Consider the following 25,296-nt stretch of genomic DNA (forward strand, 5'->3'; position numbering starts at 1 on the left):
TCCCGCCGCGAGGTGCCCTTGACCACATCTGCCCTTACATTGCCTGAAACCCGCCGCTGGATTGCCCACCTGGACATGGATGCCTTCTTTGCCTCGGTGGAACTATTAAAATATCCGGAACTGCGCGGCGAAGCAGTCGTCATCGGCGGCGGGCGCTTGCAGCAGCCCGTGCTGCAGGAAGACGGCACGCGGCAGTTTGCGCGCATGCGCGATTATGTGGGGCGCGGCGTCGTCACCACGTCGACCTATGCGGCGCGCGCGTTTGGCGTGTTTTCCGCCATGGGCATCATGAAGGCGGCCAAGCTGGCGCCCGACAGCATCCTGTTGCCGGCCGACTTCGAGGCTTACCGCGAGTATTCGGCGCGCTTCAAGCAGGCCGTGGCCCAGTTGTGCCCCATCATCCAGAACGTGGGTATCGATGAAATCTATGTCGACCTGACGGAGTATGGCGAGCAGGCGCCGGCCATGGCGGCGCGCCTGAAGGCGGCCGTGTCCGAGGCGACGGGCCTGTCGTGCTCGATTGGCCTGGCCCCCAACAAATTGCTGGCAAAAATCTGTTCCGACCTGGAAAAACCGGACGGTCTCACCATTTTGCAGCCCGAGGATATCGAAGCGCGCGTGTGGCCCTTGCCGGCGAAAAAGATCAATGGCATCGGCCCGAAGGCGACGGCCAAGCTGGAAGCGCTGGGAATAGTCACCATCGGCGAGCTGGCCCGGGCCGACATGGCCATGCTGCGCACGCAGTTTGGCGATTTGTACACGGGCTGGCTGCGCCAGGCGGCGCTGGGCATCGATGACCGGCCTGTACAGACGAGCCGGGAAACCAAGTCCGTCAGCCGCGAAACGACGTTCGAGCGCGACTTGCAGGTGGTGCGCGACCGCGCCACCCTGTCGGAAAAGCTGGAAAGCCTGTGCACGCGCGTGGCGGGCGACCTCGACAAGCAATCGCTGGCCGGGCGCACGGTGGGCATCAAGCTGCGCTTCGAGGATTTCAGCACCGTCACGCGCGACATCACCTTGCCCAGCGCCACGGCGGACGCGGCCGCCATCCTGCGCGCCAGCCGCGATTGCTTGCGGCGCGTGCCATTTGAAAAGAAAATCCGCCTGCTGGGCGTGCGTATCTCGACCTTGTCCGATCCGGCCATCGTGACGCGGCAGGCGCCGGCCCAGGCGGAGCTGTTTCCCGCCCTGTAGCGGCATTCCCCACGCATCAACAACACCGCGCCAGTCCGCGCTTTTGACGGCATTCCCGTGTCGAAAGTGTAGAATGGCGTTCCCCTGGCACTACTGAAACAAACGGAAGACAAAAACTATGTGGTTCAAGAATCTTCAGATTTACCGCCTGCCCGCACCATGGGCCTATACGCCAGAACAACTGGAAGAGGCCTTGTCCTCGAACAAATTTACGCCGGCGACCAGCATGGATCTGATGCGCCAGGGCTGGGATACGCCACGCCCGAACGGCGGCCTGGTCCATGTGGTCAACAAGCAGATGCTGATCTTGCTGGGCACGGAAAAGAAACTGCTGCCAGCGACCGTCATCAATCAGGTGGCCAAGGCCCGCGCTGCCGAGATGGAAGAAGCGCAAGGCTTTGCGCCTGGCAAGAAAGCCATGAAGGAATTGAAGGAACGCGTGGCCGACGAGTTGCTGCCGCGCGCTTTCAGCATCCGCAGCAACGTCTGGACGTGGATCGACCCCGTCAATGGCTGGCTGGTGGTCGATGCCGCCAGCCCGGCAAAGGCCGATGAAGTCATCAAGCTGCTGTTGAAAGCCGTCGACAAACTGCCGCTGGAAAGCCTGCGCGTGCAGCGCTCGCCCGTCGCGGTGATGACGGAATGGCTGCAGGCCGACGACGCGCCTGCCGGCTTCACGGTCGACATGGATACGGAATTGCGCGCCACGGGCGAAAGCAAGGCCACTGTGCGCTACGTGCGCCACACCCTGGAAGCGGACGACGTGCGCCGCCACATCGCGGCCGGCAAGCAGTGCACGCGCCTGGCCATGACGTGGAACGACAAGATTTCGTTTGTGCTGACGGAATCGCTGGCCATCAAGAGCGTCAAGCCGCTGGACGTGATCAAGGAAACGGAATCGAGCACGAAGAACGACGAAGAACGTTTCGACGGCGACGTGATGCTGATGACGGGCGAACTGAGCAAGCTGATGGCCGACGTGGTCGAAGCCCTGGGCGGCGAAGCGACGGCGTAAGCGCGGTCATGCTGTGACGAAAAAGGAGCTGCGGCTCCTTTTTTTTCGCCTGTGCAATATGTTGCAACATAAAAAAAGCGCCTTGCACGGTGAGGTGCAAGGCGCTTCTCAGACAAGCTAATTCAAAACGTCAAATTAGAACTTGTAGTTGCCGGTGATGTAGAACGAACGCATCATTGGATCGGCGTAGCGTGGGTCGAAACCAACCTGGTGGCCCGACGAAGCGCGCAGCGACAGCGGTGGAGCACGGTCGAACAGGTTCTTGATGCCTGCGCGGATCGTGGTTTGCTTGTCAAAGGCGAAACGTGCTTGCCAGTCGAACGTCGTGTACGACGGTACTTGCAGGCGGAAGTTTTTCTCTTCTTGCTGGGTCGCCAGGTTATACACGGTAGCGGCTGCATCGGTGTAGCCGTTACGGTAGTTGACGGTTACCGTGTTGCTCAGGCGGCCCGTGTCGAGGGTCGTCGTCAGCTTCATCAGGTTGCGGAACGTGACTTCGTTGGTGTCGCCGAAGAAGTTCATGTTGCTGGTGTAGATATTATCGCTACCGGCTTTGGTGTAGTTGGCGTGCAACATGTGCGTACCGCTCAATTGGGCCGTCAGCTTGCCGAAGGAAAACTTGTGGTTGGCCGACAGATCCCAGTCGATACCACGGTATTCCTTCTTGCCGATGTTGACCGACAGTTTCTTGAACGAGTAGTAGGTGATGCCGGTCGATGGCTCGGTATAAGTTCCGAAGCTCGACGCATACTTGACCGGATCGGCAAATGCCTGCTCTTCGGAAACTTCCGACACGGCATTGCGCAGTTTCACATCCCACAGGTCGGCGCCGAACGAGAAGGCCGAGCTAGGCTCTACGCGGAAACCCAGGGTGAACTGCTTCGATTTTTCCGATTGCAGATCTGGATTGCCTTGCGATACCGCGTTGTATTGCGTTGCTTCTGCGCGGCAAAGTGGCGAACCTGGGTATGGGCAATCAAATTTCTTGGCGGTAAAGCCGGCATTGACCAGTGGCTGAGCAATTTCCAGCATGCTTGGCGCCTTGAAACCCGTGCCGTACGAACCGCGGATCAGCACGGTCTGTACTGGCTGCCAGCGTGCCGATACCTTGTAGGTATTGGCGCTGTCTTTTTTGCCGACAGTTTTGTTGTTCAGCTTGTCATCGATTGCCTTGACAGCATCGTGACGGCCACCCACGGTCATTTCGAACGACTTGGTCAACGGTGCCAGCAACTCGACGAACGCGCCGTAGGTGTCGCGGCTCATGTCGTAGGCGGCCTTCGTGTTGAAGTTGTAGATGTCGTCGCCGGTGGCATTGCTGCCTGGCGATTGCTCATAGGTATAGGTGCGGTAGTCGCCACCGATACCCAGGCTGGCCTTGCCGCCTGGCAAGGAGAACAATTCACGCGAACCGTGCGTATCGACGCCGCGCATCGTGGTCGATGCGGTACGCACCGAACCGACGAATTGCGCGCCAGCGACTTGCGCTTGCACGGATGGCTTTTGCGTCGCTGCAAACGGGTTGAAGTCTGGATTGGCGAGGATGTTCTTGAACTCCTGGCTCTTCTGGTAACCGCCCGTGTAGCGCTCGTCGATCGAGTTTTGCGACCAGGTCAGGCCGCTTTCGAAGTTCCACGCGCCCAGTTCGCCTTCCACACCAACGACCATGTGTTTGGTTTCGGTGATGGTGTTGCTGGCGCGCAGGCCGAAGTCGGTGCTGCGGTAGTTGGCGGTGATCGACTTGATGTCGGCACGTTGCGCTGGCGTCAGGTAGGGCGATACATAGGTGTTGTACAGCGCGCTGCCCTTGGCGATCGAAATCGGGATCGGATTGGCGGCGATACGCGCCGTCAGGTCGTAGCGCGAGTAGGCCAGTTCGGCGAACGCGTTCAGGTTGTCGTTCAGCTTGTACGTAGCTTTGGAGAACAGGCTGTCGCGTTTCGATTGCGGTACGACTTCCACGGTGGAGCCCGTGTCGAAGCCGCAAGCGCGCGCGTTGCTGGTCGTCGTGTAGGAGTCTTCAGGGCACTTGCCATTCATCGCCAGGTAAGGCGTAAAGGCTGTCGATTTAGCACCGCTATTGTAGGCAACAGTGGCGCCTGCTGGCGAAGCCGAGGTGCTGGTGCGGTCCCATACGTAGTTGTTGCCGTTGCGGCTGAATGGCACATATGAGGTAGCGGCGAACTTGCGGTCGGTGGCGCTCAGTTTCGACTGCTCGTCGTGGCGGTACGACAGCAGCACGTTGAAGCGGTCTTCGTCCAGGTCGCCGAAACCGTAGGTGACGCTGGTATTCCAGGCGTTGCCGCCTTTGTCTTCCGGACCGCCATAGGTGGCTTCCAGGGTGGCACCTTGCTGGTTTTTCTTCAGGATGAAGTTCAGTACGCCGGCAATGGCGTCCGAGCCGTACAGGGCCGAAGCGCCGTCGGTCAGGATTTCGACGCGCTCAACGGCGCTCATCGGAATGGCGTTCAGGTTGACCGTGGTGCCGGAGCCTTGTGGCGCGATGCGGCGGCCGTTCAGCAGTACCAGGGTGTAGGACTCGCCGATACCGTGCAGCGATGCACTGGTATTGCCGCCCGAATCGGAGCCGGCAGCAACTGCGCCGATGGTGAAGCCTTGCATGGCTGGCAGGGCCTGGATCAGGTCGGCTACCGAAGTGGCGCCCGATTTGGCGATCGCTTCTTGCGACAGGCGTTGTACAGGCAGGGCGCCTTCGACGGCGATACGTTTGATACTCGAACCGGTAATTTCAACTTTTTGAATTGCTTCGTCCGCCATGGATTGGCCAGAGAACAAGACGCTACCTGCCAGTACGGTCAGGGCCAGGCGTACGCTGCGCACGCCAATTTTTTCTTTAAATGCCATTATAACAATTACTCCGTAGTAGTTTTAATAACGACAAGCAGTACACGAGCACCGCTCAAGCCATCGGATGGATGGCCAGCGGAGGCGTGTACGGTAGGCGGAACCACGTCTGGGGGAGGTGGAAGACTACTTAGCGCAATATTGTTATAAATGCACTTCTTACTTGTCGAGGCAAACATTATGTCGTCTCAGCAAGAAAAAATGCACCTCAACCGTGTCGGATTTGGCAATAAATTGTGGATACAGAAGAATATTTAATTTAACTGTTAAATTGCAGTTTTATATTTATATATATCGTCGTTTTTAAAAATGATCAATGGTGTTTTTTTACAACATAAAATTATTCTATTGGCAATTCGATGTTTTACCTACAATAATTCGAGAAAAACTATTGCTTTGCAGAATTTATGAAAGGTAAAAAAACGTAAAAAAAGCCCGTTAAAACGGGCTGGTGGAATTGTGACAGAGTGTCAGTCAGACCGTGTGCCGGTCCGCTTGCCGCGCCCCGTCTGCCAAACGCTTACAAGGGTTGGAACACGCCGGCGGCGCGATTCTTTTGCACATTGTCCCAGGCGAAGATCTGGCCATTCATGGCCACATATACGCCGGCTGGCAAGGTTTGCGCCACACCGCAGGCAAAGCCCAGGTTGAACAAGGCATCGGAGTTGTCGATTTCGTAGGGAATCATGGCGCCCGTCAAGATCACCGTTTGCTGCAGGTTCGCCGCGCCCAGCACTTGCGCCGTTTCGCGCATGGTGTCGGTGCCATGGATGATGACGATGGCTTTTTCCTGTGCCGCGCGGCATGAGGCCAGCACGCGCTGGCGGTCCGCATCTTGCATGTCGAGCGAATCGAGCAGGGGCAGTTGCTCCAGCGCCACGGGCGCCGTCATGCGCGCACGGGCAATCGCTGCCGGCAAATGACTGTCGGAAAAGCCCAGGGTACCGTTCAATTCGTTGTAGTGTTTGTCGAAAGTGCCGCCAGTGGCGAGTATGCGCAAAGTCATGATGTGGTCACGATGTCAGTGGAGAATGACGCGCATGATAGCGTGGATTGGCACCGTTGCGTGAATGCCGCCGCAGATGGGGCAGCGTGCCTGCCGCCCTGTGCCAGCACCGCATCTGGAAAATTTGGCCATCTGTGAGTACACTGGTTTCTTTGTTTGCCTGCCACCCCGACTCCGTATGAAAGCGCTCGCTCCCGGCACCGTCATTTTTCACCGCCACCGCGGCTACGGGGTGATTACGTCCGTCAATTTGCTGACGGGCTGGATCGCTGCCCGTTTCGGCAGCGAAGCGCGGACCCTGGACCTGAACCTATCGACCGACGACGTGCAATTCGCCGATGGCGAAGCGATCCTGTTTCGCCGCGCGCCGCCGGACCGCATGCCGCACGCGCGCCTGATGGCCATGGTGCGCGAGCTGCACCAGGCCGGCTATCAGAAGCTGTATCTGTATTCCTGGCCCAAGCCGTCCGGCCTGCACTGGCGCTGGCATTTGTTTGCGGGGCCGCGCGACTGGATGCAGCGGCCCTGGCGCGAAGGCTGGTACGGCTCGGGCGCCGATTACAACGTCAACCCCGTGATGGGCTGGGGCGATACGCCGGGCGCCACCACTGGCGAGCTGATCGATGCCCTGGCCCGTTTTGATCCGCAAGGCCTGGCGCAGGCGCTGGGGCGCGACGACGACCATAGCGACTGGTTTGCCCGCGTCTGCGATGCTTTATTGCCCAATTACATGTACAGCCTGGACATGCAGCGTACGCCAGGCGAGCCCTTGCAAGACATGCCGCCCGTGCCGGTCGTCGCCGTGCGCGCCGGCGTGGCACCGTACGGTGGGCCGGACATCGCCTGGCCACCCGGCTGGGCCGGCCTGTGGCGCGGCCGGCACGTGCTGCCCGCGCCCGCCATCCGCATCACGGGCGAGCCTGATTTGTTGAAGGGCTTTCAGCGCTCCTGAGGGGCTTGCCGCGCGTGTTGCAATGCCTCGGGATTGAGCAGGCGCGTGCATTGACCTTGCGTAAAATCGACGATGTTTTGCAAGGCGTAGCGGAAATACAGCTCATAGCTGTCACGCTCGACGTAGCCCAGGTGTGGCGTGGCCAGCACGTTCGGCAGCAGCAGCAATGGCGAGCCTGGCGGCAGCGGCTCGTCCGTGAACACGTCCAGCGCCGCGGCGCCCGGGCGTCCCTGCGGCAGTGCCGCTTCCAGTGCCCCATCGGCGACCAGTTCGGCGCGGCTGGTGTTGACGAACAGGGAAGTTGGTTTCATGCGCGCCAGGTCCTCTTTTGTGACCAGGCCGCGCGTCCTGTCGGACAGGCGCAGGTGCAAGCTCAGCACGTCTGCCTGCTCGAAGAAGGCTACACGCGATGCCGCCGCCGTATCGCCTGCCGCCACGGCTGCCGCGCGGCTCGCTTCGCTGCCCCACACGAGGACGGTCATGCCGAAGGCGCGGCCATAGCCGGCGATCAATTGACCGATCTTGCCGTAGCCCCAGATGGCCAGGGTGCGCCCTTTCAATACCGTGCCGAGCGTGTTGCGCGCCGGCGCGATGGATGACGTTTGCCACAGCCCTTCCTGTAAATGTTGCGCGTACGGCACGATCTTGCGCTGCGCCGCCATGATCAGCGCCCACGTCAGTTCAGCCGGCGCCGTGGGCGAGCCGATGCCTTCCGCGATGGCGATGCCCAGCTCGGTGGCGGCCGGCACATCGATGTGTCCGCTGACCTTGCCCGTTTGCGAAATCAGTTTCAGATTCGGCAGTTTCGACAGCAAGGCCCGGTTGAAACTGCTGCGTTCGCGGATCAGCACCAGCGCATCGAACGGCGCCAGGCGGATCGCCAGCTGGCCCAGGCCCCGCGCTGTATTGCTGAACACTTTGACCTCATGGCCATCGAGTAACTGGAAACAATCGAGGCTGCGCACGGCATCCTGGTAATCATCAAGTATGGCAATTTTCATGGTGGATGGCCGATTTTAGTGAGGATTTGGTAGGGAAATAACAGGATACGGGAAATGCTGAATAGCCTACTACATTAGTCAAGCTATTCTCCTACATTTTTGCGAGAATAGCTGTTTGGCGGGTGTACAATCGCCGGCACTTTTGAAGCTTCCTGATTATAGTTATAGCGCAAACTGTTCTTGCAGCCTGGGAGCATGATCCAGGTAAATGCCGCTGGCGCGAACGCCGCGGCTGACACGACACCAGAGCCCTGCCCGCGTGAACACGCCGCCCGCAGTGAGCCGCAGCCACCTCTCAACGATGCTGCCTGTCTTGCAGAACGACCAGAATTTCTTTTATTGGTATTGGAGGTAATATGAATCAGCCCGTCATGGGTGGCGTCGCCGCACTCAACGTCCCAGCTTATATTAAACAACAGAAACTGATCAACTGGGTGGCCGACATTGCTGCGCTGACCAAGCCAGAGCGCATCTACTGGTGCGATGGTTCGCAAGAAGAGTACGAGCGCCTGTGCGCCGAAATGGTTGCCAGTGGCACCATGAAAAAACTGAATGCGCAAAAGCGCCCGAATTCCTACCTGGCCTGCTCCGACCCGAGCGACGTGGCCCGCGTCGAAGACCGCACGTATATCTGCTCGGCAACGAAAGAAGCGGCCGGCCCGACGAATAACTGGACCGAACCAGGCGAAATGCGCCATACCTTGAACGGCCTGTTCGACGGCTGCATGCGCGGCCGCACCATGTACGTCGTGCCGTTCTCGATGGGCCCGCTGGGCTCGCCAATCGCGCACATCGGCGTGGAACTGTCCGATTCGCCTTATGTCGCCGTCAACATGAAGATCATGACCCGCATGGGCCGTGCCGTGTACGACGTGCTGGGCACCGATGGCGCATTCGTGCCATGCGTGCACAGCGTGGGCGCCCCGCTGGCTGCTGGCCAGGCCGACGTGAAATGGCCGTGCAACAGCACCAAGTACATCGTGCATTTCCCGGAAACGCGTGAAATCTGGTCTTTCGGTTCGGGCTACGGCGGCAACGCCTTGCTGGGCAAGAAATGTTTCGCCCTGCGCATCGCCTCGAACATGGGTTACCAGGAAGCGCAATCGGCCGATAACAATCCCGGCTGGCTGGCCGAACACATGCTGATCCTCGGCGTGGAATCGCCGGAAGGCAAGAAACACTACGTGGCGGCAGCGTTCCCGTCCGCTTGCGGCAAGACCAACTTCGCCATGCTGATCCCGCCGGCAAGTTTTAACGGCTGGAAAGTGACTACCATCGGCGACGATATCGCCTGGATCAAGCCGGGCGCCGATGGCCGCCTGTACGCCATCAACCCGGAAGCGGGCTACTTTGGCGTGGCGCCGGGCACGAACGAAAAAACCAATTACAACTGCATGGCCTCCATGCGCGACAACACGATCTTCACCAACGTGGCGCTGACGGACGATGGCGACGTGTGGTGGGAAGGCTTGACCAAGGAAGCGCCAAGCCACCTGATCGATTGGCAGGGCAAGGACTGGACGCCCGCGTCCGGCACCAAGGCGGCGCACCCGAACGCGCGCTTCACGGTTGCCGCTACGCAAAACCCCGTGATCGACGCAGCCTGGGACGATCCGGCCGGCGTGCCGATCTCGGCCTTCATCTTCGGCGGCCGCCGCTCGACCACCGTGCCGCTGGTCACGGAAGCGCGCAACTGGGTCGAGGGCGTCTACATGGCCGCCACCATGGGCTCGGAAACGACGGCCGCGGCCGTGGGCCAGATGGGCGTCGTGCGCCGCGATCCATTTGCCATGTTGCCGTTTATCGGCTATAACATGAGCGATTACTTCCAGCACTGGCTGGACATGGGCGTCAAGGTGGGCAAGGTCAACCCGGCTGCCCTGCCGAAGATCTACTGCGTCAACTGGTTCCGTACGGATGAGGCTGGCAAATTCGTCTGGCCTGGCTTTGGCGACAATATGCGCGTGCTGAAATGGATGCTCGAGCGTATCGAAGGCAAGGCGGGCGGCGTGGAAAACCTGTTCGGCACGACACCGCAGTATGGCGACCTGAACTGGGATGGCTTGCCATTCACGCAGGAACAGTTCGACACCATCACCTCGATCGACAAGGCCGCTTGGGTGGAAGAATTGAAATTGCATACGGAGTTGTTTGAAAAACTCGCGTATCATCTGCCGCAAGAATTGGCAGATAACAAGGCTGCGCTGGAAAAGCGGCTGAGTGTATAAGTAAGTTAACGTAAAGCGGCACCTGACAAGCGTAGCGAGCGGCAGTGATTTGTGGCTAAGAAGCGCAACCGTACTTTAGTACGGTGAGCATCGCAGGCCGCAAAGCGCGCCACGCAGTAGCTTGTCAGGTGTTGAGAGTTGTAGTGGGGGAGAAACACGCCGGCAAAGACTGGCGTGCGATAAATGACACGCCGGCAATGACTGGGGTGCTAGCAAAAAGAGAAACGGCGCGGATTGCATGAGCAATCCGCGCCGTTTTTTATTGCGCTGCCGTCGTTACTGCTTCAGCAGCGGTCCCAGGTATTTGCCCGTCACGCTGGCCGGATTCAGTGACACGTCTTCCGGCGTGCCCGTGGCGATGATCTGCCCGCCGCCGGCGCCGCCTTCCGGGCCCAGGTCGACGATCCAGTCGGCCGTCTTGATGACGTCGAGGTTGTGCTCGATGATGACGAGGGTGTTGCCCTGGTCGCGCAGGCGGTGGATGACTTTCAGCAGCAAGTCGATATCGTGGAAGTGCAAGCCCGTCGTCGGTTCATCGAGGATGTACAGGGTGCGGCCCGTGTCGCGCTTGGACAGTTCCAGCGACAATTTCACGCGCTGCGCTTCGCCGCCGGACAAGGTGGTGGCGCTCTGGCCCAGCTTGATGTAGCCGAGGCCCACGTCGAGCAGGGTTTGCAGCTTGCGCGCGATCAGTGGCACCGGCTTGAAGAATTCATGCGCCTCTTCCACCGTCATGCCCAGCACTTCCGTGATGTTCTTGCCCTTGTATTGCACTTCCAGCGTTTCGCGGTTGTAGCGCTTGCCGTGGCACACGTCGCATGGCACGTAGACGTCGGGCAAGAAATGCATCTCGACCTTGATCACGCCATCGCCCTGGCACGCTTCGCAGCGTCCGCCCTTGACGTTGAACGAGAAGCGGCCCGCGCTGTAACCGCGTTCCTTGGCTGTCGGCACGGTGGAGAACAGGTCGCGGATCGGCGTAAACAAGCCCGTGTAGGTGGCCGGATTCGAACGTGGCGTGCGGCCGATCGGTGCCTGGTCGACGGAAATGACCTTGTCGAAATGCTCCAGGCCGCTGATCGAATCGTGCGGCGCCGGCTCCGTCTGCGAACCATACAAATGACGCGACAGGGCAGGATACAGGGTATCGTTGACCAGCGACGATTTGCCTGAACCGGACACGCCCGTCACGCACGTCATCAAGCCCACCGGCAAGCTCAGCGACACCTTTTTCAGGTTGTTGCCCGTCGCGCCCGTGATCACCAGCTGCTTCTCCGGATTGCTGGCGTGGCGCTTGGCGGGCACGGCGATTTTCAGCTTGCCGTTCAGGTATTGCGCCGTCAGCGATTTCTTGTTCTTCAAGATCTCGGACAGGGTGCCTTCGGCGATGATTTCGCCGCCGTGCACGCCCGCGCCGATGCCCATGTCGACGATATAGTCGGCCGTGCGGATGGCGTCTTCGTCATGCTCGACCACCAGTACGCTGTTGCCGATGTCGCGCAAGTGTTTCAAGGTTTCGATCAGGCGGTCATTATCGCGCTGGTGCAAGCCGATCGACGGTTCATCGAGCACATACATGACGCCCGTCAAACCGGAGCCGATTTGCGATGCGAGGCGGATGCGCTGTGCTTCGCCGCCGGAAAGCGTGTCGGCGCTGCGGTCCAGCGACAGGTAGTCGAGGCCCACGTTGTTGAGAAATTTCAGGCGCGAAATGATTTCCTTGACGACCCTGTCGGCGATCTCTTTCTTGGCGCCCGTCAGTTTCAGTTTTTCAAAGAATTCCAGCGTCTCGCGCAGTGGCTTTTCCGCCACTTCATAGATGGCCCGTTGCTGCTTGCCCGTGCCGACCTTGACGAAGCGCGCTTCCACGCGCAGGCGCGCGCCATCGCATGAGGGGCAGCATTTTTCATTGATGAACTTGGCCAGCTCTTCCTTGACGGCCATCGAATCCGTCTCGCGGTAGCGGCGCTGCAGATTGTTGACCACCCCTTCGAACGTGTGTTCCTTGATGACGGTGCGGCCCCGTTCGTTGACATAGCTAAACGGAATCACTTGCTTGCCGGAACCGTACAACACGGCTTGCTGTGAGTTCAAGTCCAGTTGTTCGAACGGCATGTCCAGGTCGAACTCGTAATACGCGGCCAGGTTCGACAGCATCTGGAAGTAAAACTGGTTGCGGCGGTCCCAGCCCTTGACGGCGCCGGAAGCGAGCGACAGGTTCGGGAACGCGACGATGCGTTTCGGGTCAAAGAATTCAATGTGTCCCAGGCCGTCGCATTCGGGGCAGGCGCCCATGGGGTTGTTGAACGAGAACAGACGCGGTTCCAGTTCCTGCAGGGAATAGCCACACACATTGCAGGCGAACTTGTTGGAGTACACGTGTTCCTGGGCGGTATCCATTTCGTAGGCAATGGCGCGGCCATCGGCCAGGCGCAGGGCCGTCTCGAAACTTTCCGCCAGGCGCTGCTTGATCTCCTGGTTCACCTTGACCCTGTCGATGACGACGTCGATCGTGTGTTTTTCCGTTTTCTTCAGTTTCGGGAGGTCATCGACTTCATAGATCTTGGCCGCATGCGTGCCGCTCTGTACGCGAAAGCGCACGAAGCCCTGCGCCTGCATCTGCTCGAACAGGTCGACATGTTCGCCCTTGCGGTTGGCGACGACGGGCGCCAGTATCATCAGCTTGGTGTCTTCCGGCATGGCCAGCACGGCATCGACCATTTGCGATACGGACTGGGCCGCCAGCGCGTTTTCCGGGTGGTCGGGGCAGTAGGGCGTGCCCACGCGCGCATACAGCAGGCGCAGATAATCGTGGATTTCCGTCACGGTGCCCACCGTCGAGCGCGGGTTGTGCGAAGTTGCCTTCTGTTCGATGGAGATGGCGGGGGATAGGCCCTCGATCAGGTCGACGTCGGGTTTTTCCATCAATTGCAGGAACTGGCGCGCATAGGCCGACAGCGACTCGACATAGCGGCGCTGCCCTTCCGCGTACAAGGTGTCGAAGGCCAGCGAAGACTTGCCGGAGCCGGACAAGCCGGTAATCACGATCAGCTTATTGCGCGGCAAATCGAGATTGATATTCTTGAGGTTATGCGTGCGAGCGCCGCGAATGCGGATCTGTTCCATGTGATTGCCTTGCTTTCAGTGAGTGGTGCGGCCGGCGCATTGTGCCTGGGTGCGGATGAGGAGCCACAACGGGTCAACCTGTAACTATAGCCGGGTTTTGCTCTGCATGCCTGGGGCAGCCACGGGCGGATTGCGCCGCCAGGCGAACGTGCCCTGACAAAGTTTGATACAGATGCGTGCAGACGTTTAAACACTGTATATAATACCAGTATTCAAGTTTCTTGTTTTCACCTGCCGTGAAAAAAACGTGCTGCCGCACGGGAGAGGGCGTCCGCCAGAAAGCGGGTGCTTTGCGCCGCGTGGTCGCTTATAATCCTCGTTTAGTACACTAAACTAACGCGCGGGACATCGGCTCCCGCCGTAGTTCATCAGGAGTTATTCATGGCATCAGTCAACAAAGTCATCATCGTCGGCAATCTGGGCCGTGACCCGGAAATCCGCTACATGCCTAGCGGCGACGCGATCGCCAACATCGCCGTGGCCACTTCGTACAAATCGAAGGACCGCAACACGGGCGAACAAAAAGAATTGACAGAGTGGCACCGTATCTCGTTCTTCGGCCGCCTGGCGGAAATCGTCGGCCAATACCTGAAAAAAGGTTCGTCCGTCTACGTCGAAGGCCGTCTGCAAACCCGTAAATACACGGACAAGGACGGAGTCGAGAAGTACGCAACCGACATCATCGCGGAACAGATGCAAATGCTGGGCGGCCGTTCCGGCATGGGCGGCGACGCCGGCGGTGGCGATGACAGCTACGGTGGTGGTGGCGGCTACGAAGCCCCGGCCCCGCGCCAGGCACCGGCTCCGCGCCCAGCCCCGGCACCGGCGCCACGCCCGGCACCGAAGCCAGCACCGAACTTCTCGGATATGGATGACGACATCCCGTTCTGAGACCTAGCATTTCTGATTCTGTAAACTACGCCCTGCAAGTCTTTGATTTGTAGGGCGTTTTCCATTGTTTACTTCTTATGTTGACAGTCTACGGTTTTCTCTTATAACCTAGAATCAACGAATGTAAACAAGGGGGCAGGTTTGGCTGCACGATACGCTGTTCGAAACGTCGATATGGGCAATGGCGAGCGCATGCCTCTGCTAATTGATGTATCAACAGGATTCGGGGTATTCGAGCCCACCGCTTGGGCCCTATCGCTTCGCTCTGCCCTTCTTGAGGTCAACACCATTGCCTTGGCACTGAGCGCCGTTTCCTTCCTGTATGAGACCCTTGCCCAGTCCGGCGTAAATCTTATGGATAGGGTGCGTGACAATGACCTGCTTTCGCTGGCTGAAGTCGAAGGATTAGTGGCCCGTTGTAAATACGATAAAGTTTCTTTGCGTGTCGCAGACGAACTCGCGGATGCCTCTAATGTATCGCCTCATCGTAATGTGTTGGCAAAGAACAAGGCAGCGCACTATGACGTAGAGACTGTTATGAGCAGCACTGCTGAAAAGCGACTGCTTTACATCGCCAAGTATCTTGATTGGCTGGCTGACTATGCATTTTTATCGCGTATTCCGCCCAATCGCAAAGAGTTTCGTGGAGTTGCAGCGCTTGTCGTCGGTGCGATTCGGGCACGCACGCCCAATGCACCTCCTCCCAAAAAGAAAAAGGGCCTGACGAAACAAAGCGAAGAGCGACTCTTGGCAGTCATTGAACCCACTGCGCCTGAAAATCCTTGGAAGAACTCCTCCATTCGGAAACGAAGCCGCCTAATCGTTCGTTTGCTGCGTGATTTAGGCATCCGGAAGGGCGAATTGCTGGGGGTGAAAATTGAAGATATCAACTTCGCCGATAACACGTTGTTCATTGCAAGGCGACCCGACGACCCGGAAGACCCTCGGAATCGCCAACCTGAAGCGAAAACGTTGGAGCGAACGCTGCCGATGGGGGATGACTTGGTCGAATTACTGCGGAACTACGTCGACGAAGACCGGGCGGATATTCCAGGTGCACGCCTCCATCCGTTCTTGGTCGTGGGTCGCGGCGGGATGCCGTTGGCTCTAAACTCCGTTGACCTTATGTTTAAGACATTGCGGGAAAAATTTCCCGAATTAGGGCCAGTTTCCGCCCATATATTGCGGCATACCTGGAATGACTCGTTCTCTGATTTTGCAAAAGGAAGGATGTCCGGGGATGAAGAACGAAAAATTCGGAACTATCTAATGGGCTGGTCGAAGAATTCCAAAATGGCGGCTAACTATACAGCGCGATTTGTGGAAGAGGAAGGTCGGAAGGCATCGCTGACAATGCAGAACGCTATCTACAGAAAGGTGAATAAGTGAGTCAGAGCGAATTCGAATTCTTGGATACTGCGTCAGAAGAGGCTGCTTCAGCACGACATCGGCAAGAGGCCTGGGCAAAACTCGAAGAGGAGTTGCCTGCGGTAATAACTCTGAAAAGCAAAGCACGCTTTGACCCTCGTCCGATGAAGTGGTTTTTTGTGGATGGCGTGTCGCAGATATCGATGAACTTCGAGACTCTACCCCCTAATCTGCTTCCGCTCGTGTTGAGTCTAAAGCGAGTTTTGATTCACGTACTTGAGGAAAATTCTCCTTCGTACGCGCGAAATCTATTCCGTAGTTTCCGTCAGTTAGCCTTAACGATTGCTGAAACGGCAACCGAGCCTGTTTTCGTAATCACAGAATGGCACATTTCCAGTTTCATTGGCAAATATGGCTTAAAAGACGAGCAAGGTTCGGCCTCACAGCTCGGTGCGCTTATCGGGAAATGGTCAAAATTACAATACGAAGGGGTGTCTCCGGATGCTGCTCGATTATTGGCTAACACCAAGAAGAAGGGCAATTCAAAGGGTAAATCGGTTCGAACGCTAGACCCTGTAGATGGGCCTTTTACTGAGTATGAACTTCAGCAAATCGTGAGTGCCCTGAACAACGCGTATGCCTCTAGCCTCATCGAGGAACAGTATTTTTTCCTGACTTGGTTGGCCATCCTGACTGGCCAACGTATTTCACAATACTGCGCGCTGAAAGTGAAAGACTTGGTTCGTCATGTGGACGAATTTGGCGATATTTCTTATGAACTTAGCATACCCAAGGCCAAACAGCGTGGAGAAGTCATTCGCGATTCGTTTTTGGTACGTGGGTTGGTAATACAGTTCGGCGAAGCGCTGTGGAATTATGCACAAGGCGTGAAAGCTATGTTCTACCTTGACGGAGAAGCGCCATTGTTCTCGTCTGACGTAAAACATCGCCCGGGGTATCAAATTGGTACCGGTTTTGAGTGTCACTGGAATTCCACTGAACTTGCTGCATATTTTAGCGCGGCGGTAAGTGCAATTGCTCCCGTTAGCCCAAGGACCATGGAGCCCATGAGGCTCGCTGTGGGGCGCTTCCGCGATACGCTCGGGACACGCGCCGCTCAAGAGGGGTTTGGCGAGTTAGTGATTGCGGAAATCTTGGGGCACAGCGATACGCAAAACATTAAAGCGTATGTAGCTGTAATTCCGGAGATTACCTCAAGGCTGGATAAGCTGCTCGGCGGCGACCTTGCGCCAATCGCGAACGCATTTATGGGCCGAGTTCTGCCCAAACACGAAGATGCAACTCGTGCCGACGACCCGTCCAGCACAATCAAGGATTACCGCCACAGCAAAGAAGGCTTTGGTAGCTGTGGAAGCAAATACGACTGTAAATTTAGAGCTCCTATAGCGTGCTATACCTGCTTCTCTTTTGAAGCGTGGCTCGACGGGCCGCACGAGAAATTACTGGAGCACCTGGAAAAAGAACGTGAGCGTTTGTTCGTGACGTCTGGCCCCAGAGTGGCGGCCGTGAACGACCTAACGATAGCGGCGATGCGTTCAGTCATTCGTGAATGCAATCGCATGAAGTCCGAAATGAGTAAGGAGACTACAGGTGAGTGAAGATACGGTCTTCGTATTTGTCCCCCGGGCAGAGCTCGACAAGCGGGAGAACCTGAATTTGTTCGTTCAGCATTGTCGCACTGAGCTGAGCACGTTTGGTGCAAACCTACCCTTCGAGGAACCAATCTGGGACATTAGCGATACCGTAAAGCTGAAAGGGCGGACCAAAGCAGTTCGTGTGATTTTTTCCAGCTATCCGGCTGCGAGAAAAAAAGCGGAGTTGCCAACTATATCCCCTTTATTCTTGCCATTCGCAAAGGCCTATTTTCGATATTCGTATAGCCGTCGCCCATCAGCAGCTTGGGCCAATAGGCTCACGGCATTGCGGGTGGTAGACCAAATTTTGGGAACGCGAGGGCTTTGGGGCCAGGTTCACCTCATCACGCATGACATACTTGACGATGCTCGCAAGCTCCTTATTGCAGACTACAGCAACGATGTGGCAGCCCAATGTGCCGGTGAAATTGAATATCTTAATGATTTTTTGATTGAACACGAATTTACACAAGTAAATACTAAGTGGCATAAGGGCATCAAACGAAACCGTGACAATATTGCACGCGTAGGTGCAGTTGCCGACCTGGCCCGCAAAGAGAAAATGCCCTCGGCTCGCGCCATAGAAGCCATGGCGCACGTTTTTGCCAATGCAAGCCAACCTGATGAGTTGTACATCGGGTCTACTCTAGCGCTCCTGCACTGCGCACCGCAACGCATCAACGAAACGGTGCGGCTTGCCGCCAGTTGTGCGGTAGAGGCACTCGATTCCAACAACGTTCCACAATTCGGCCTTCGCCTCCCGCCCTCCAAAGAATTTGAAGATGGGATTCGTTGGGTTGTGCCGACTATGGCTGAGATTGCGAAAAAGGCAGTTTCCAATCTAATTGAGGTTTCGGCTGAAGCTCGCAAGATTGCTTTGTGGTACGAATCTCACCGTACTAAGGTCTACCTTCCTAGACGCTTTGAGCATCTCAGGGCAAAGGAATTATTAACCCTATCGGAGATAAGCCAAATCCTGTGGGGACTCGATAACCCCGTTAATGCCAAAAGCTGGTGCAACGGTGCAAAAATCAAGGTGGTCGGCTCTCGCACGGGACTCTACTCATTCGCGGCGGTTGAGGCAGCTATTGTCTCAAGGCTGCCTGTAGGTTTCCCCTATGCCCAGCCAGGTTTGCTGTTTAGTGAGTCTTTGTTCTGCTGCCGCCGGTTTGAGCTGGACGCGACCCTAAACACCTACCAGTGCCTCATTGACTATGTAACTTCGGACCAAATCTCCGCGCGAATTGGTGAAAGCGGGAGTGTGGTCGCTACAATTTTTGAGCGTTTCCAACTATCTGAAGACGACGGGACGCCGCTTACTATCCGTTCGCACCAGATGAGGCATTATTTGAACACCCTTGCACAGTCGAACGGTGCGAGCCAGCTCGATATAGCAATGTGGTCAGGCCGTGCTGACGTCAGTCAAAACACCACTTATGACCATGTATCGAGTGAGGAGCTTCTCGCAAAGGTACGTGAAATATCTGCGAGCGCGCAGGCTGATGTGTTTGGCGGAGATTTGAATGTCAGAAAAATCCGGGTTGTAGTTCGCCGAGACGACATCACCGGAATCCTGCGAACCAAATCTGCCCATATCTCGGACTACGGCATGTGTACGCACGACTATGCGTCTTCGCCATGCGAGATTCATTTGGATTGTCTTAACTGCAACGAGCTGGTTTGCGTCAAGGGCGATAACGTAAAGCTCGCTAACCTTATTCGCTTCAGGGATGAAACGCAAATTCTTGTTGCTAACGCTGAAGAGGCCGAGAAAGACTTTATTTACGGCGCTTCCCGTTGGGTGGTGCATCAGCGCCAGACTTTGAGTCACGCGGAGAAGTTAATACAGGTTTTGACGGATTCGAACATTGCCGACGGCGCAATAGTGAAGTTAACCGGGCTGCGGCCAGCATCGCGAATTGACCAAGCGGCGGCGGCTCGTGCTGAAGCGAAGGTGGTTTCGATTTCTCCTCGGATGAACAAATTGCTGGATAAGGTGAAAAATCGTGGCTAAGCCAAGGGGCAGGGTTATCGATGGCGGTGTCATCGAGGTTATTGAGCACATTCTGGACAAATGGTCCGGAAAGCTGACATGGGATTTGCTGATTGCAGCCGTCAAGGCTGCTATTGCAACTGAGTACACACGGCAGGCCCTGTTGAACCATATGCGAATCGCCGAAGCATTTTCGCTTCGGAAGATTTCGCTCGCCAAAGAGCTAGGGCGGCCAGAACCTCAGGATGCGCGGACTCAGGCGCTTTTGAAGACCATCGATACGCTTAAAGCCGAAAACACACGGCTCGAAAACGAATGTGCTGGGTACCGGGCGAAATTTGTGCGCTGGACGCAAAATGCCGTGATTAAAGGCCTGACTGAGGCGCAGCTGGATGCCCCCTTACCACCTGCGGCTCGTGACTCCACTGAAAAGAAAGTTATGTCGCTGAGTAGAGGCAGGAAGGCAAGGATTGACAAGTAAAGGCAATGGCCAGCAAATAGCTGACCCTTGCCGTCAACCTTCGCGTTCAATCTGTTCGCAGCCAGAATCCCTTTGGCCGTAGCGGCTGTATTTTCGTTGGAACTGAAATCAACGACAAGGGGGACATCGTTGATGCCAAATCCTATTTTGTCGTCAGGGCCAAGCGATTCGTGCGCTCGGTGGAGCTCCACCATCATTACTGGCGGTGGAGCTTCAGGATGACGAAGTGGCTCAACTACGAAATGCCGACCAGGTGCTGGCTGCGCTTCTTCGTGCTTGTCTCATTAAGTTTATAACTTGTCGCACGGTCGTATCTCTTCCCACATATTGCAGCAAACTTCGAAGGAAATATGAGTTTTTGTTATTGAGATAAAAGAAAAAAGAGGCCAACTTCCTGATGTAATCTCCTCTTTTCTAGAGCCTATTACATCGACAACTTCGACAGAAAATATTGCCCTTCTTGCCTGTTTCATCAAGTTTATAACTTGTGGTACGGGGGTGTTAACGTCAAGCCCGGAAAAATTACAAAAGTCAGCTATCAACATATTGTGGATGCGAGTTTGCTTTCTTTCTTCAGCATATTTAATTGTGGCATTCATTACTGCCTTCGCTTGGGACGAAATTCCTGCAGTATAAAGCTTATATGTGGTTTTTATGGTCATTGTTGCAATTTACTCGGCCGATCGTCCGCATCTGGTTGATGCTTTAGCGGGCAACTATATTGCTTGGAATTTGCGGCCTTAACGATAAGACACGTCCCTGCTGGGACTGTTGATAAATGCAATGGCTCCTACCGAATGCCTCGCCGTTAGAGTTCAGAAATGCGTTGAGTGAGAAGAGCGCATCCAAGTTAGAAAATGAAATGTCAATTCTACGTTTTTCGTAGAGATTTTTCAAGCTGATCCTACGATTATCGTAGGATGGTGATGAAGCAACCGTCGACAGTATTCGGCAAACGATTGAAAAGCGCACGGCAGAGACTCGGTATCCCTCAGGACCGGCTTGGATGGGCGATTGGATTGGACGAGCACACAGCCAGCGCTCGTATGAGTCGGTACGAAACTGGTATCCACGAGCCCCCCTACTCTTTGGCACAAAAACTGGCAGAAGCTTTGGGTTTGCAGGTTGCGTATTTTTATGCAGATGATGATGCGCTTGCTGAGTTAATTCTGAGGTGGGGGACGTTAGGACAGATTGAGCGTACGCGACTGATGAGTTTGCTCAACACAGAGTTTGGTGACTGTGATGATTAACTGGCTTGCTTTCGACTCTTGCGACACCGTTCTGCGTTTTTATCCATAAATCTTGTATTTAAGGCATTCTAAGAGATCGGCAGCGATCACCTTTGACAACCTATTGCCCCCGTCATTGCTGGCTAGTCTAAAGCACAAGTTCCACGGTAAGCCCCCCACGCCACTCACATACAGCTCTTTATTCTCGCTATTGAAGGCTGCAAACAAATAATTGTAGGCAGCGATCCAGTTGACAATCGACGTCATTTCACCTCAGCAGGCTCAGCCTCCAGCATGTCCGGCTGCTGCACGGCGATGGGCTCAATGAACCTGCTCAGTTCTATCTGTTGTTCCACAAGGAATGGAGCATCTTTCACCTTGTCGTAAAGCTTCAAGAGACGCTGTTCAGCGCGACTCAAGATAATGCTGTACAACAGGGGCTGAATCCTCACCTTGTCGTTGTCTTCGGTGCGGGTGCCGCCTTCACCAGCCTCAATCTGATCACCAAGGACGAAGCCATCCACCCGCGTTTCAGGCTGGATATATCCCTTCTTCTTCAACTCTTTCACATACTTCCAAATCTGTTCCTTTTCCTTGGAGCCCAGTGAAAGCTTGGTGGTCTTCAAATCAACGATGACCAGGTGCCCCACGCCCACTTCTTCATGTTCCTCGTTGTAGGAAGGCAGAGAGTAAAAGCCGATACTGCCGTCACCGCGGATCACAAAGTCTGGCCGATTCAACGAAGCCTTTTCAGCCGTACCGTCAAACAACTCACGGATCACGGTGGTCATGCCCTTATTGGACGTGAAGTGGATGGATTCAAACTTATCTCCAAACATCCAAAGGCCCTTGGCAAAGAGCGGCTGGAGTTCTTTGACTTCATCGATTCCAGCAACCTGAATCTTGATCCTCAACTCGTTGATGACTTTGAGCCGGCCCTGAATTTCGTCAAGAACGACCTTTGCCATGCCAATGGTCCACTGGCTCAAAACTTCGTGAAGGGCATCCAGGTCATGCGGATCTTGGTTGTGAAGGATTTCAAGCAGCCCATACTGAGACTTGCTCTTTTCCAGCTTCGCCAGAATGTCTGTCAGCTGCACAATCTCTTGCTCACCAAAATTAGGGCAAGAATCCACGACTTCATTAACGAACGTGGTAACGCGATCCTTACTCAAAAGTGGCAGGGCATTAACCGATTGCCCCACTCGCTCAAGAACAGCAGTACGCTTATCTTCGCGTTCTGCTTTGCTGGAATCAAAAATGATTTTGCGAATGCAGTCCTGGGCCGCCTCGCGGGTTTTCGTCCATGCCTGGTTGTCGTCCTTAAAACCACTCCAGTCACTCAGCACTGCATCTTGAGTATTCAGGTAGTCAGCTTTAACGATGAAGGTAAACCGTTTGGCTTCCGAGGTTCGTCCATCAAGAATGCGTTCGTAGTCACTTCGACTCCATTTGCAATCACCGACAGCACGCCCTTGCACCCACCATGCCAGCCCATGCTGCTTTGTCGTTTTATCAGCCTTCTTGGTGTCGATGTGAAGGATCGTAATCTCACCATATCCCGGTACAACGACCACACTCCTTGAGAGCAAATTAGAGATGTCGTTGAACGTGATTTCACTGCCATTCAGCTTCACCTTGAACGCTGGGTTTGCAAGGAAGCGACTGCCGATTAATTCACGAGCTTTATCTTTCGAGAACATGAGCCGTGGGATATCGCCATTCCCGACAATTTCCGTTCCATGACCAACGACACCTTTATCCGTAAAGGAGACTTCCTCAAGGACCAGTGGATCAGTTGGTGTTCGGTGAACACGGCAGACGAACTCCTGCCCGTTCTTCCTGGAAGTGATCAGGTACTCAGTGGAAAAGCAAAAACTGGCAAAACGTCCTTTACCGTTTTTGCCGAACACAGCTCGCGGCAATCCTTGAACATCGGCCGGCGGCAGCGAAGTACCATCACCAGCGCTGAGTCGGTTGTATGCGATGGTCCGCCAAATGTGCTGGAATTCTTCACGGGTCATTCCATGCCCATTGTCCACAATCTTGAATTGTCTTTCAAGCTCGTGATCAGGCCATGTGATTTTCACTTCCGTTGCATAGGCATCCCAGCAGTTGGCGACAAGTTCAACGATGGCTGTGGCGGGATCAGTGATGATGGAGCCAGCGTAGCTTTCCAAGAAGCGTTCATCGTAAAGAAGTGTTCTTTGCTCCATTTGATTCCCTTACTGATTCTTATTTGAAACCCGAAAAATCCAGGCTTACCGCAACCGTCTCTAGACTAATTTTCTTCTAACCGGATCGGGCCGCTGTTGGCCGACAGCGGCCTTCTGATATCCTTTTTAGCGCATTTAATCAATGCCCGCTTCATCCAACCAAGATGCAAGTCCAAGCTCTTTTGCGGTTTGGATAAAGCAGTTTTTTCCTCGACGGAAGATTATTTCAACTCCGCTGAAATCTTTTCGAGTGCCGCGACATCCTCCTCCGAGGTGTCGCCGGCTTGATTATCTATATATTGTGTGGTGAATATTATGGCGCGTGCAAGTGTTTTGATATGACTCTCTGTGAATCGAAAAATATGCTCATCGGCGTCCGTCTTTGGCCGCTAGCGGCCCATGAGCATAACGAATTAGCAAGCGAGAAAAGTCACGAATTGTCACGGCAACGCGAGTGGCGGCTTCTGCCTAAAGCGGAAGTCGTCCCTGGAAGATTGTATCGTATGGGGTAACAGCCTTACTCGAAATTTTGGATGATCCGGCTGTTCCGAATAGCGCCGTCGTCCAGTTGATGCCTGCGGATATTCCATCCAGATTGGAGCATGCCGCACAGGCCCGTGCGTTGCTGTTTTCTCCCATGGGTATACCCATCAGCGAGCCTTGGCGCTTGTCGCGCCAGTGTTTCGTCCCCGGAAGGTTGGAATCTTAGAGGGCTACAATTCTTCTGAAACTTCTTAGCTGGCTTGGAAAATGCGGCCGCCCGCTAATTGGCCTAGGCTCAGTACTCTGCTACCATACCTGCCATACCTCTTGCGGAGCGATCACTTGACCACCAAGCAGCAGCCGATGTGGGTTTTACCCGCCGAGATCCCTTTCGCTAACCTGAAAGCGGGAGACCTCGAAGAGTGCGTCTATTGGTTATTGGATGCCATGGGGGCTCGCGACCTGGAATGGCGTACGGGCAGTGCCGGCGCAGGCGCCGCGGATGGTGGTCGAGATCTAGAGGCGACGTTTTACCAGTCATCGCCTGATGGCAACATGGAACCTCAACGCTGGTGGGTTGAATGTAAAGGCCGGAGCAAGACCGTTGAGCGCGATGCGGTACAAGCTGCGGTCGTCAATGCGCAGGCGAGACAAGGTCTCGCATATATTGTGATCGTCACAAATTCAGCTTTTTCCAATCCTACGCGCGATTGGGTGAGTGATTGGCAAATCAGTCACCCGATGCCGAAAGTCAAACTATGGGATCGATCAACACTTGAACGCCTTTGCTCGGAGCAGCCTAGTGTAGTTCTCCGCCTATTTTCTAAGGCATTAAGCGTTGAAGGGCAGCTCCAGGCCGCGCGCGAAAGATTTTGGCAGAAGGTCGAATATGTGCAGGTCAAAGCCCTTGAAGAATTTTGGGCGCAACGGGAAAAACTGGAAATCGGTCCTTTCGAACGCATCGCCTTGATCGCCAACGAACTTGCCAACGGTAGTCTGATCGAGCGTCCATGGGGAGCGCACGCGAATTCGGAAGAGCTGCACGATGCGCTTCAGTTTGTTCTACTCAATCTGCCATACCTCTTAGCGCGTCTGATACATGCCGGCGCGGACCAGGAAGCCATCATAGGCATGGCGGCCCATTTGGTCATGCGGTCTCTGCAAGAATGCTCGGCCAATTCGATCGCCACACTCATGCATCTCTGCGCTTCCCCCAAAGGCAAACTGTTATCGGAAGATGTGCTCGATGTTCTATGGCAACCTATTTTGAATCAAATTTGGGCTGAGCTACAGGACGTATGCACCGCAGACTGCGATCGATTTCACGCAAATAGCCGGCAGGTATTGGTAGCTGGTCGAGATCCGGTTGATACTTACTGGCTCCGATTCGATAACAAGGGAGCTCCACCGGATAAAGGCGATGAACGCTGGGTCCGCCTGGAAAATACCAGGGCTGCGTGCAAAGTTGGGTTCCAAATAGAGGCTGGCTGTAGCTGTCCGCTCTTCGAAATCGATCCCCAGATAAGCAATTTGACGAGCACCCTCGATACGGTAGAACGCATCATCGACTTTCGAGTACGCACTTAAATA

16 protein-coding genes are annotated in these 25,296 nt (G+C 55.6%); 11 read left to right on the forward strand and 5 right to left on the reverse strand.

Going from position 1 to position 25,296, the window contains the following annotated elements:
* Positions 1 to 39 precede the first annotated feature (39 nt).
* Together dinB and CSQ91_RS27280 are read left to right on the forward strand one after the other, a co-directional pair.
* Entirely contained in the window at positions 40 to 1,194 is a 1,155-nt protein-coding gene (gene dinB, locus CSQ91_RS27275) for a DNA polymerase IV (RefSeq protein WP_034781190.1), read from the forward strand.
* A gap of 118 nt (positions 1,195 to 1,312) precedes the next feature.
* Positions 1,313 to 2,209 (forward strand): recombination-associated protein RdgC, encoded by an 897-nt coding sequence (locus tag CSQ91_RS27280; protein ID WP_034754435.1) that lies wholly within the window; start codon positions 1,313 to 1,315, stop codon positions 2,207 to 2,209.
* Positions 2,210 to 2,344: 135 nt separating this feature from the next.
* Here CSQ91_RS27280 and CSQ91_RS27285 read toward each other — a convergent pair whose 3' ends face one another.
* Entirely contained in the window at positions 2,345 to 5,074 is a 2,730-nt protein-coding gene (locus CSQ91_RS27285; protein WP_099390142.1) for a TonB-dependent receptor, read from the reverse strand.
* 520 nt (positions 5,075 to 5,594) lie between these two features.
* Entirely contained in the window at positions 5,595 to 6,080 is a 486-nt protein-coding gene (locus CSQ91_RS27290; protein WP_034781194.1) for an asparaginase domain-containing protein, read from the reverse strand.
* Between the two features lie 178 nt (positions 6,081 to 6,258).
* Here CSQ91_RS27290 and CSQ91_RS27295 point away from each other — a divergent pair, with 178 nt between their 5' ends.
* Positions 6,259 to 7,032, forward strand: coding sequence for an L-asparaginase (locus CSQ91_RS27295; protein WP_099390143.1), 774 nt, complete (start codon positions 6,259 to 6,261; stop codon positions 7,030 to 7,032).
* Here the strand turns inward: CSQ91_RS27295 and CSQ91_RS27300 are convergent.
* Positions 7,020 to 8,033, reverse strand: a complete 1,014-nt coding sequence (locus tag CSQ91_RS27300) for a D-2-hydroxyacid dehydrogenase family protein (protein ID WP_099390144.1) — start codon at positions 8,031 to 8,033, stop codon at positions 7,020 to 7,022. The genes CSQ91_RS27295 and CSQ91_RS27300 overlap by 13 nt on opposite strands.
* A gap of 356 nt (positions 8,034 to 8,389) precedes the next feature.
* Between CSQ91_RS27300 and CSQ91_RS27305 the strand changes: the two genes are divergently transcribed.
* Positions 8,390 to 10,261, forward strand: coding sequence for a phosphoenolpyruvate carboxykinase (GTP) (locus CSQ91_RS27305; protein WP_099390145.1), 1,872 nt, complete (start codon positions 8,390 to 8,392; stop codon positions 10,259 to 10,261).
* Positions 10,262 to 10,537: 276 nt separating this feature from the next.
* Here CSQ91_RS27305 and uvrA read toward each other — a convergent pair whose 3' ends face one another.
* Complete coding sequence (uvrA, locus tag CSQ91_RS27310; protein ID WP_099390146.1) at positions 10,538 to 13,387, reverse strand: excinuclease ABC subunit UvrA; 2,850 nt, start codon at positions 13,385 to 13,387, stop codon at positions 10,538 to 10,540.
* Positions 13,388 to 13,768: 381 nt separating this feature from the next.
* Here uvrA and ssb point away from each other — a divergent pair, with 381 nt between their 5' ends.
* The 6 genes from ssb (at position 13,769) to CSQ91_RS27340 (ending at position 21,028) form a co-directional block, all read left to right on the forward strand.
* A complete protein-coding gene (gene ssb, locus CSQ91_RS27315; RefSeq protein WP_034781209.1) occupies positions 13,769 to 14,278 on the forward strand; it encodes a single-stranded DNA-binding protein in 510 nt (169 codons plus the stop codon).
* Positions 14,279 to 14,470: 192 nt separating this feature from the next.
* A complete protein-coding gene (locus CSQ91_RS27320) occupies positions 14,471 to 15,667 on the forward strand; it encodes a tyrosine-type recombinase/integrase (RefSeq protein ID WP_180278526.1) in 1,197 nt (398 codons plus the stop codon).
* A complete protein-coding gene (locus CSQ91_RS27325; protein WP_143451106.1) occupies positions 15,664 to 17,265 on the forward strand; it encodes a site-specific integrase in 1,602 nt (533 codons plus the stop codon). The genes CSQ91_RS27320 and CSQ91_RS27325 overlap by 4 nt, the downstream gene beginning before the upstream one ends.
* Positions 17,258 to 19,315 carry a hypothetical protein gene (locus CSQ91_RS27330; protein ID WP_099390149.1) on the forward strand — a complete coding sequence of 686 codons (2,058 nt, stop codon included), beginning with the start codon at positions 17,258 to 17,260 and terminating at the stop codon, positions 19,313 to 19,315. The genes CSQ91_RS27325 and CSQ91_RS27330 overlap by 8 nt, the downstream gene beginning before the upstream one ends.
* Complete coding sequence (locus CSQ91_RS27335) at positions 19,308 to 19,775, forward strand: hypothetical protein (protein WP_099390150.1); 468 nt, start codon at positions 19,308 to 19,310, stop codon at positions 19,773 to 19,775. The genes CSQ91_RS27330 and CSQ91_RS27335 overlap by 8 nt, the downstream gene beginning before the upstream one ends.
* Positions 19,776 to 20,701: 926 nt before the next feature.
* Positions 20,702 to 21,028 carry a helix-turn-helix domain-containing protein gene (locus CSQ91_RS27340; protein WP_306508875.1) on the forward strand — a complete coding sequence of 109 codons (327 nt, stop codon included), beginning with the start codon at positions 20,702 to 20,704 and terminating at the stop codon, positions 21,026 to 21,028.
* A 242-nt stretch (positions 21,029 to 21,270) separates the two neighbouring features.
* On the opposite strand, the gene CSQ91_RS27350 is transcribed toward CSQ91_RS27340, so the two are convergent.
* Positions 21,271 to 23,223, reverse strand: coding sequence for an ATP-binding protein (locus tag CSQ91_RS27350; protein WP_099390153.1), 1,953 nt, complete (start codon positions 23,221 to 23,223; stop codon positions 21,271 to 21,273).
* A gap of 825 nt (positions 23,224 to 24,048) precedes the next feature.
* Here CSQ91_RS27350 and CSQ91_RS27360 point away from each other — a divergent pair.
* Positions 24,049 to 25,293 (forward strand): restriction endonuclease, encoded by a 1,245-nt coding sequence (locus CSQ91_RS27360; RefSeq protein WP_180278527.1) that lies wholly within the window; start codon positions 24,049 to 24,051, stop codon positions 25,291 to 25,293.
* Positions 25,294 to 25,296 lie beyond the last annotated feature (3 nt).

This window comes from Janthinobacterium sp. BJB301 (genome assembly GCF_002735685.1).
Taxonomy (GTDB): domain Bacteria; phylum Pseudomonadota; class Gammaproteobacteria; order Burkholderiales; family Burkholderiaceae_D; genus Janthinobacterium; species Janthinobacterium lividum.

Coding starts and splice junctions, on each gene's coding strand:
- CSQ91_RS27280 (WP_034754435.1), top strand. CDS start 1,313: ATGTGGTTCAAGAATCTTCAGATTTACCGCCTGCCCGCACCATGGGCC.
- CSQ91_RS27285 (WP_099390142.1), bottom strand. CDS start 5,074: ATGGCATTTAAAGAAAAAATTGGCGTGCGCAGCGTACGCCTGGCCCTG.
- CSQ91_RS27290 (WP_034781194.1), bottom strand. CDS start 6,080: ATGACTTTGCGCATACTCGCCACTGGCGGCACTTTCGACAAACACTAC.
- CSQ91_RS27295 (WP_099390143.1), top strand. CDS start 6,259: ATGAAAGCGCTCGCTCCCGGCACCGTCATTTTTCACCGCCACCGCGGC.
- CSQ91_RS27300 (WP_099390144.1), bottom strand. CDS start 8,033: ATGAAAATTGCCATACTTGATGATTACCAGGATGCCGTGCGCAGCCTC.
- CSQ91_RS27305 (WP_099390145.1), top strand. CDS start 8,390: ATGAATCAGCCCGTCATGGGTGGCGTCGCCGCACTCAACGTCCCAGCT.
- uvrA (WP_099390146.1), bottom strand. CDS start 13,387: ATGGAACAGATCCGCATTCGCGGCGCTCGCACGCATAACCTCAAGAAT.
- ssb (WP_034781209.1), top strand. CDS start 13,769: ATGGCATCAGTCAACAAAGTCATCATCGTCGGCAATCTGGGCCGTGAC.
- CSQ91_RS27320 (WP_180278526.1), top strand. CDS start 14,471: ATGCCTCTGCTAATTGATGTATCAACAGGATTCGGGGTATTCGAGCCC.
- CSQ91_RS27340 (WP_306508875.1), top strand. CDS start 20,702: ATGAAGCAACCGTCGACAGTATTCGGCAAACGATTGAAAAGCGCACGG.
- CSQ91_RS27350 (WP_099390153.1), bottom strand. CDS start 23,223: ATGGAGCAAAGAACACTTCTTTACGATGAACGCTTCTTGGAAAGCTAC.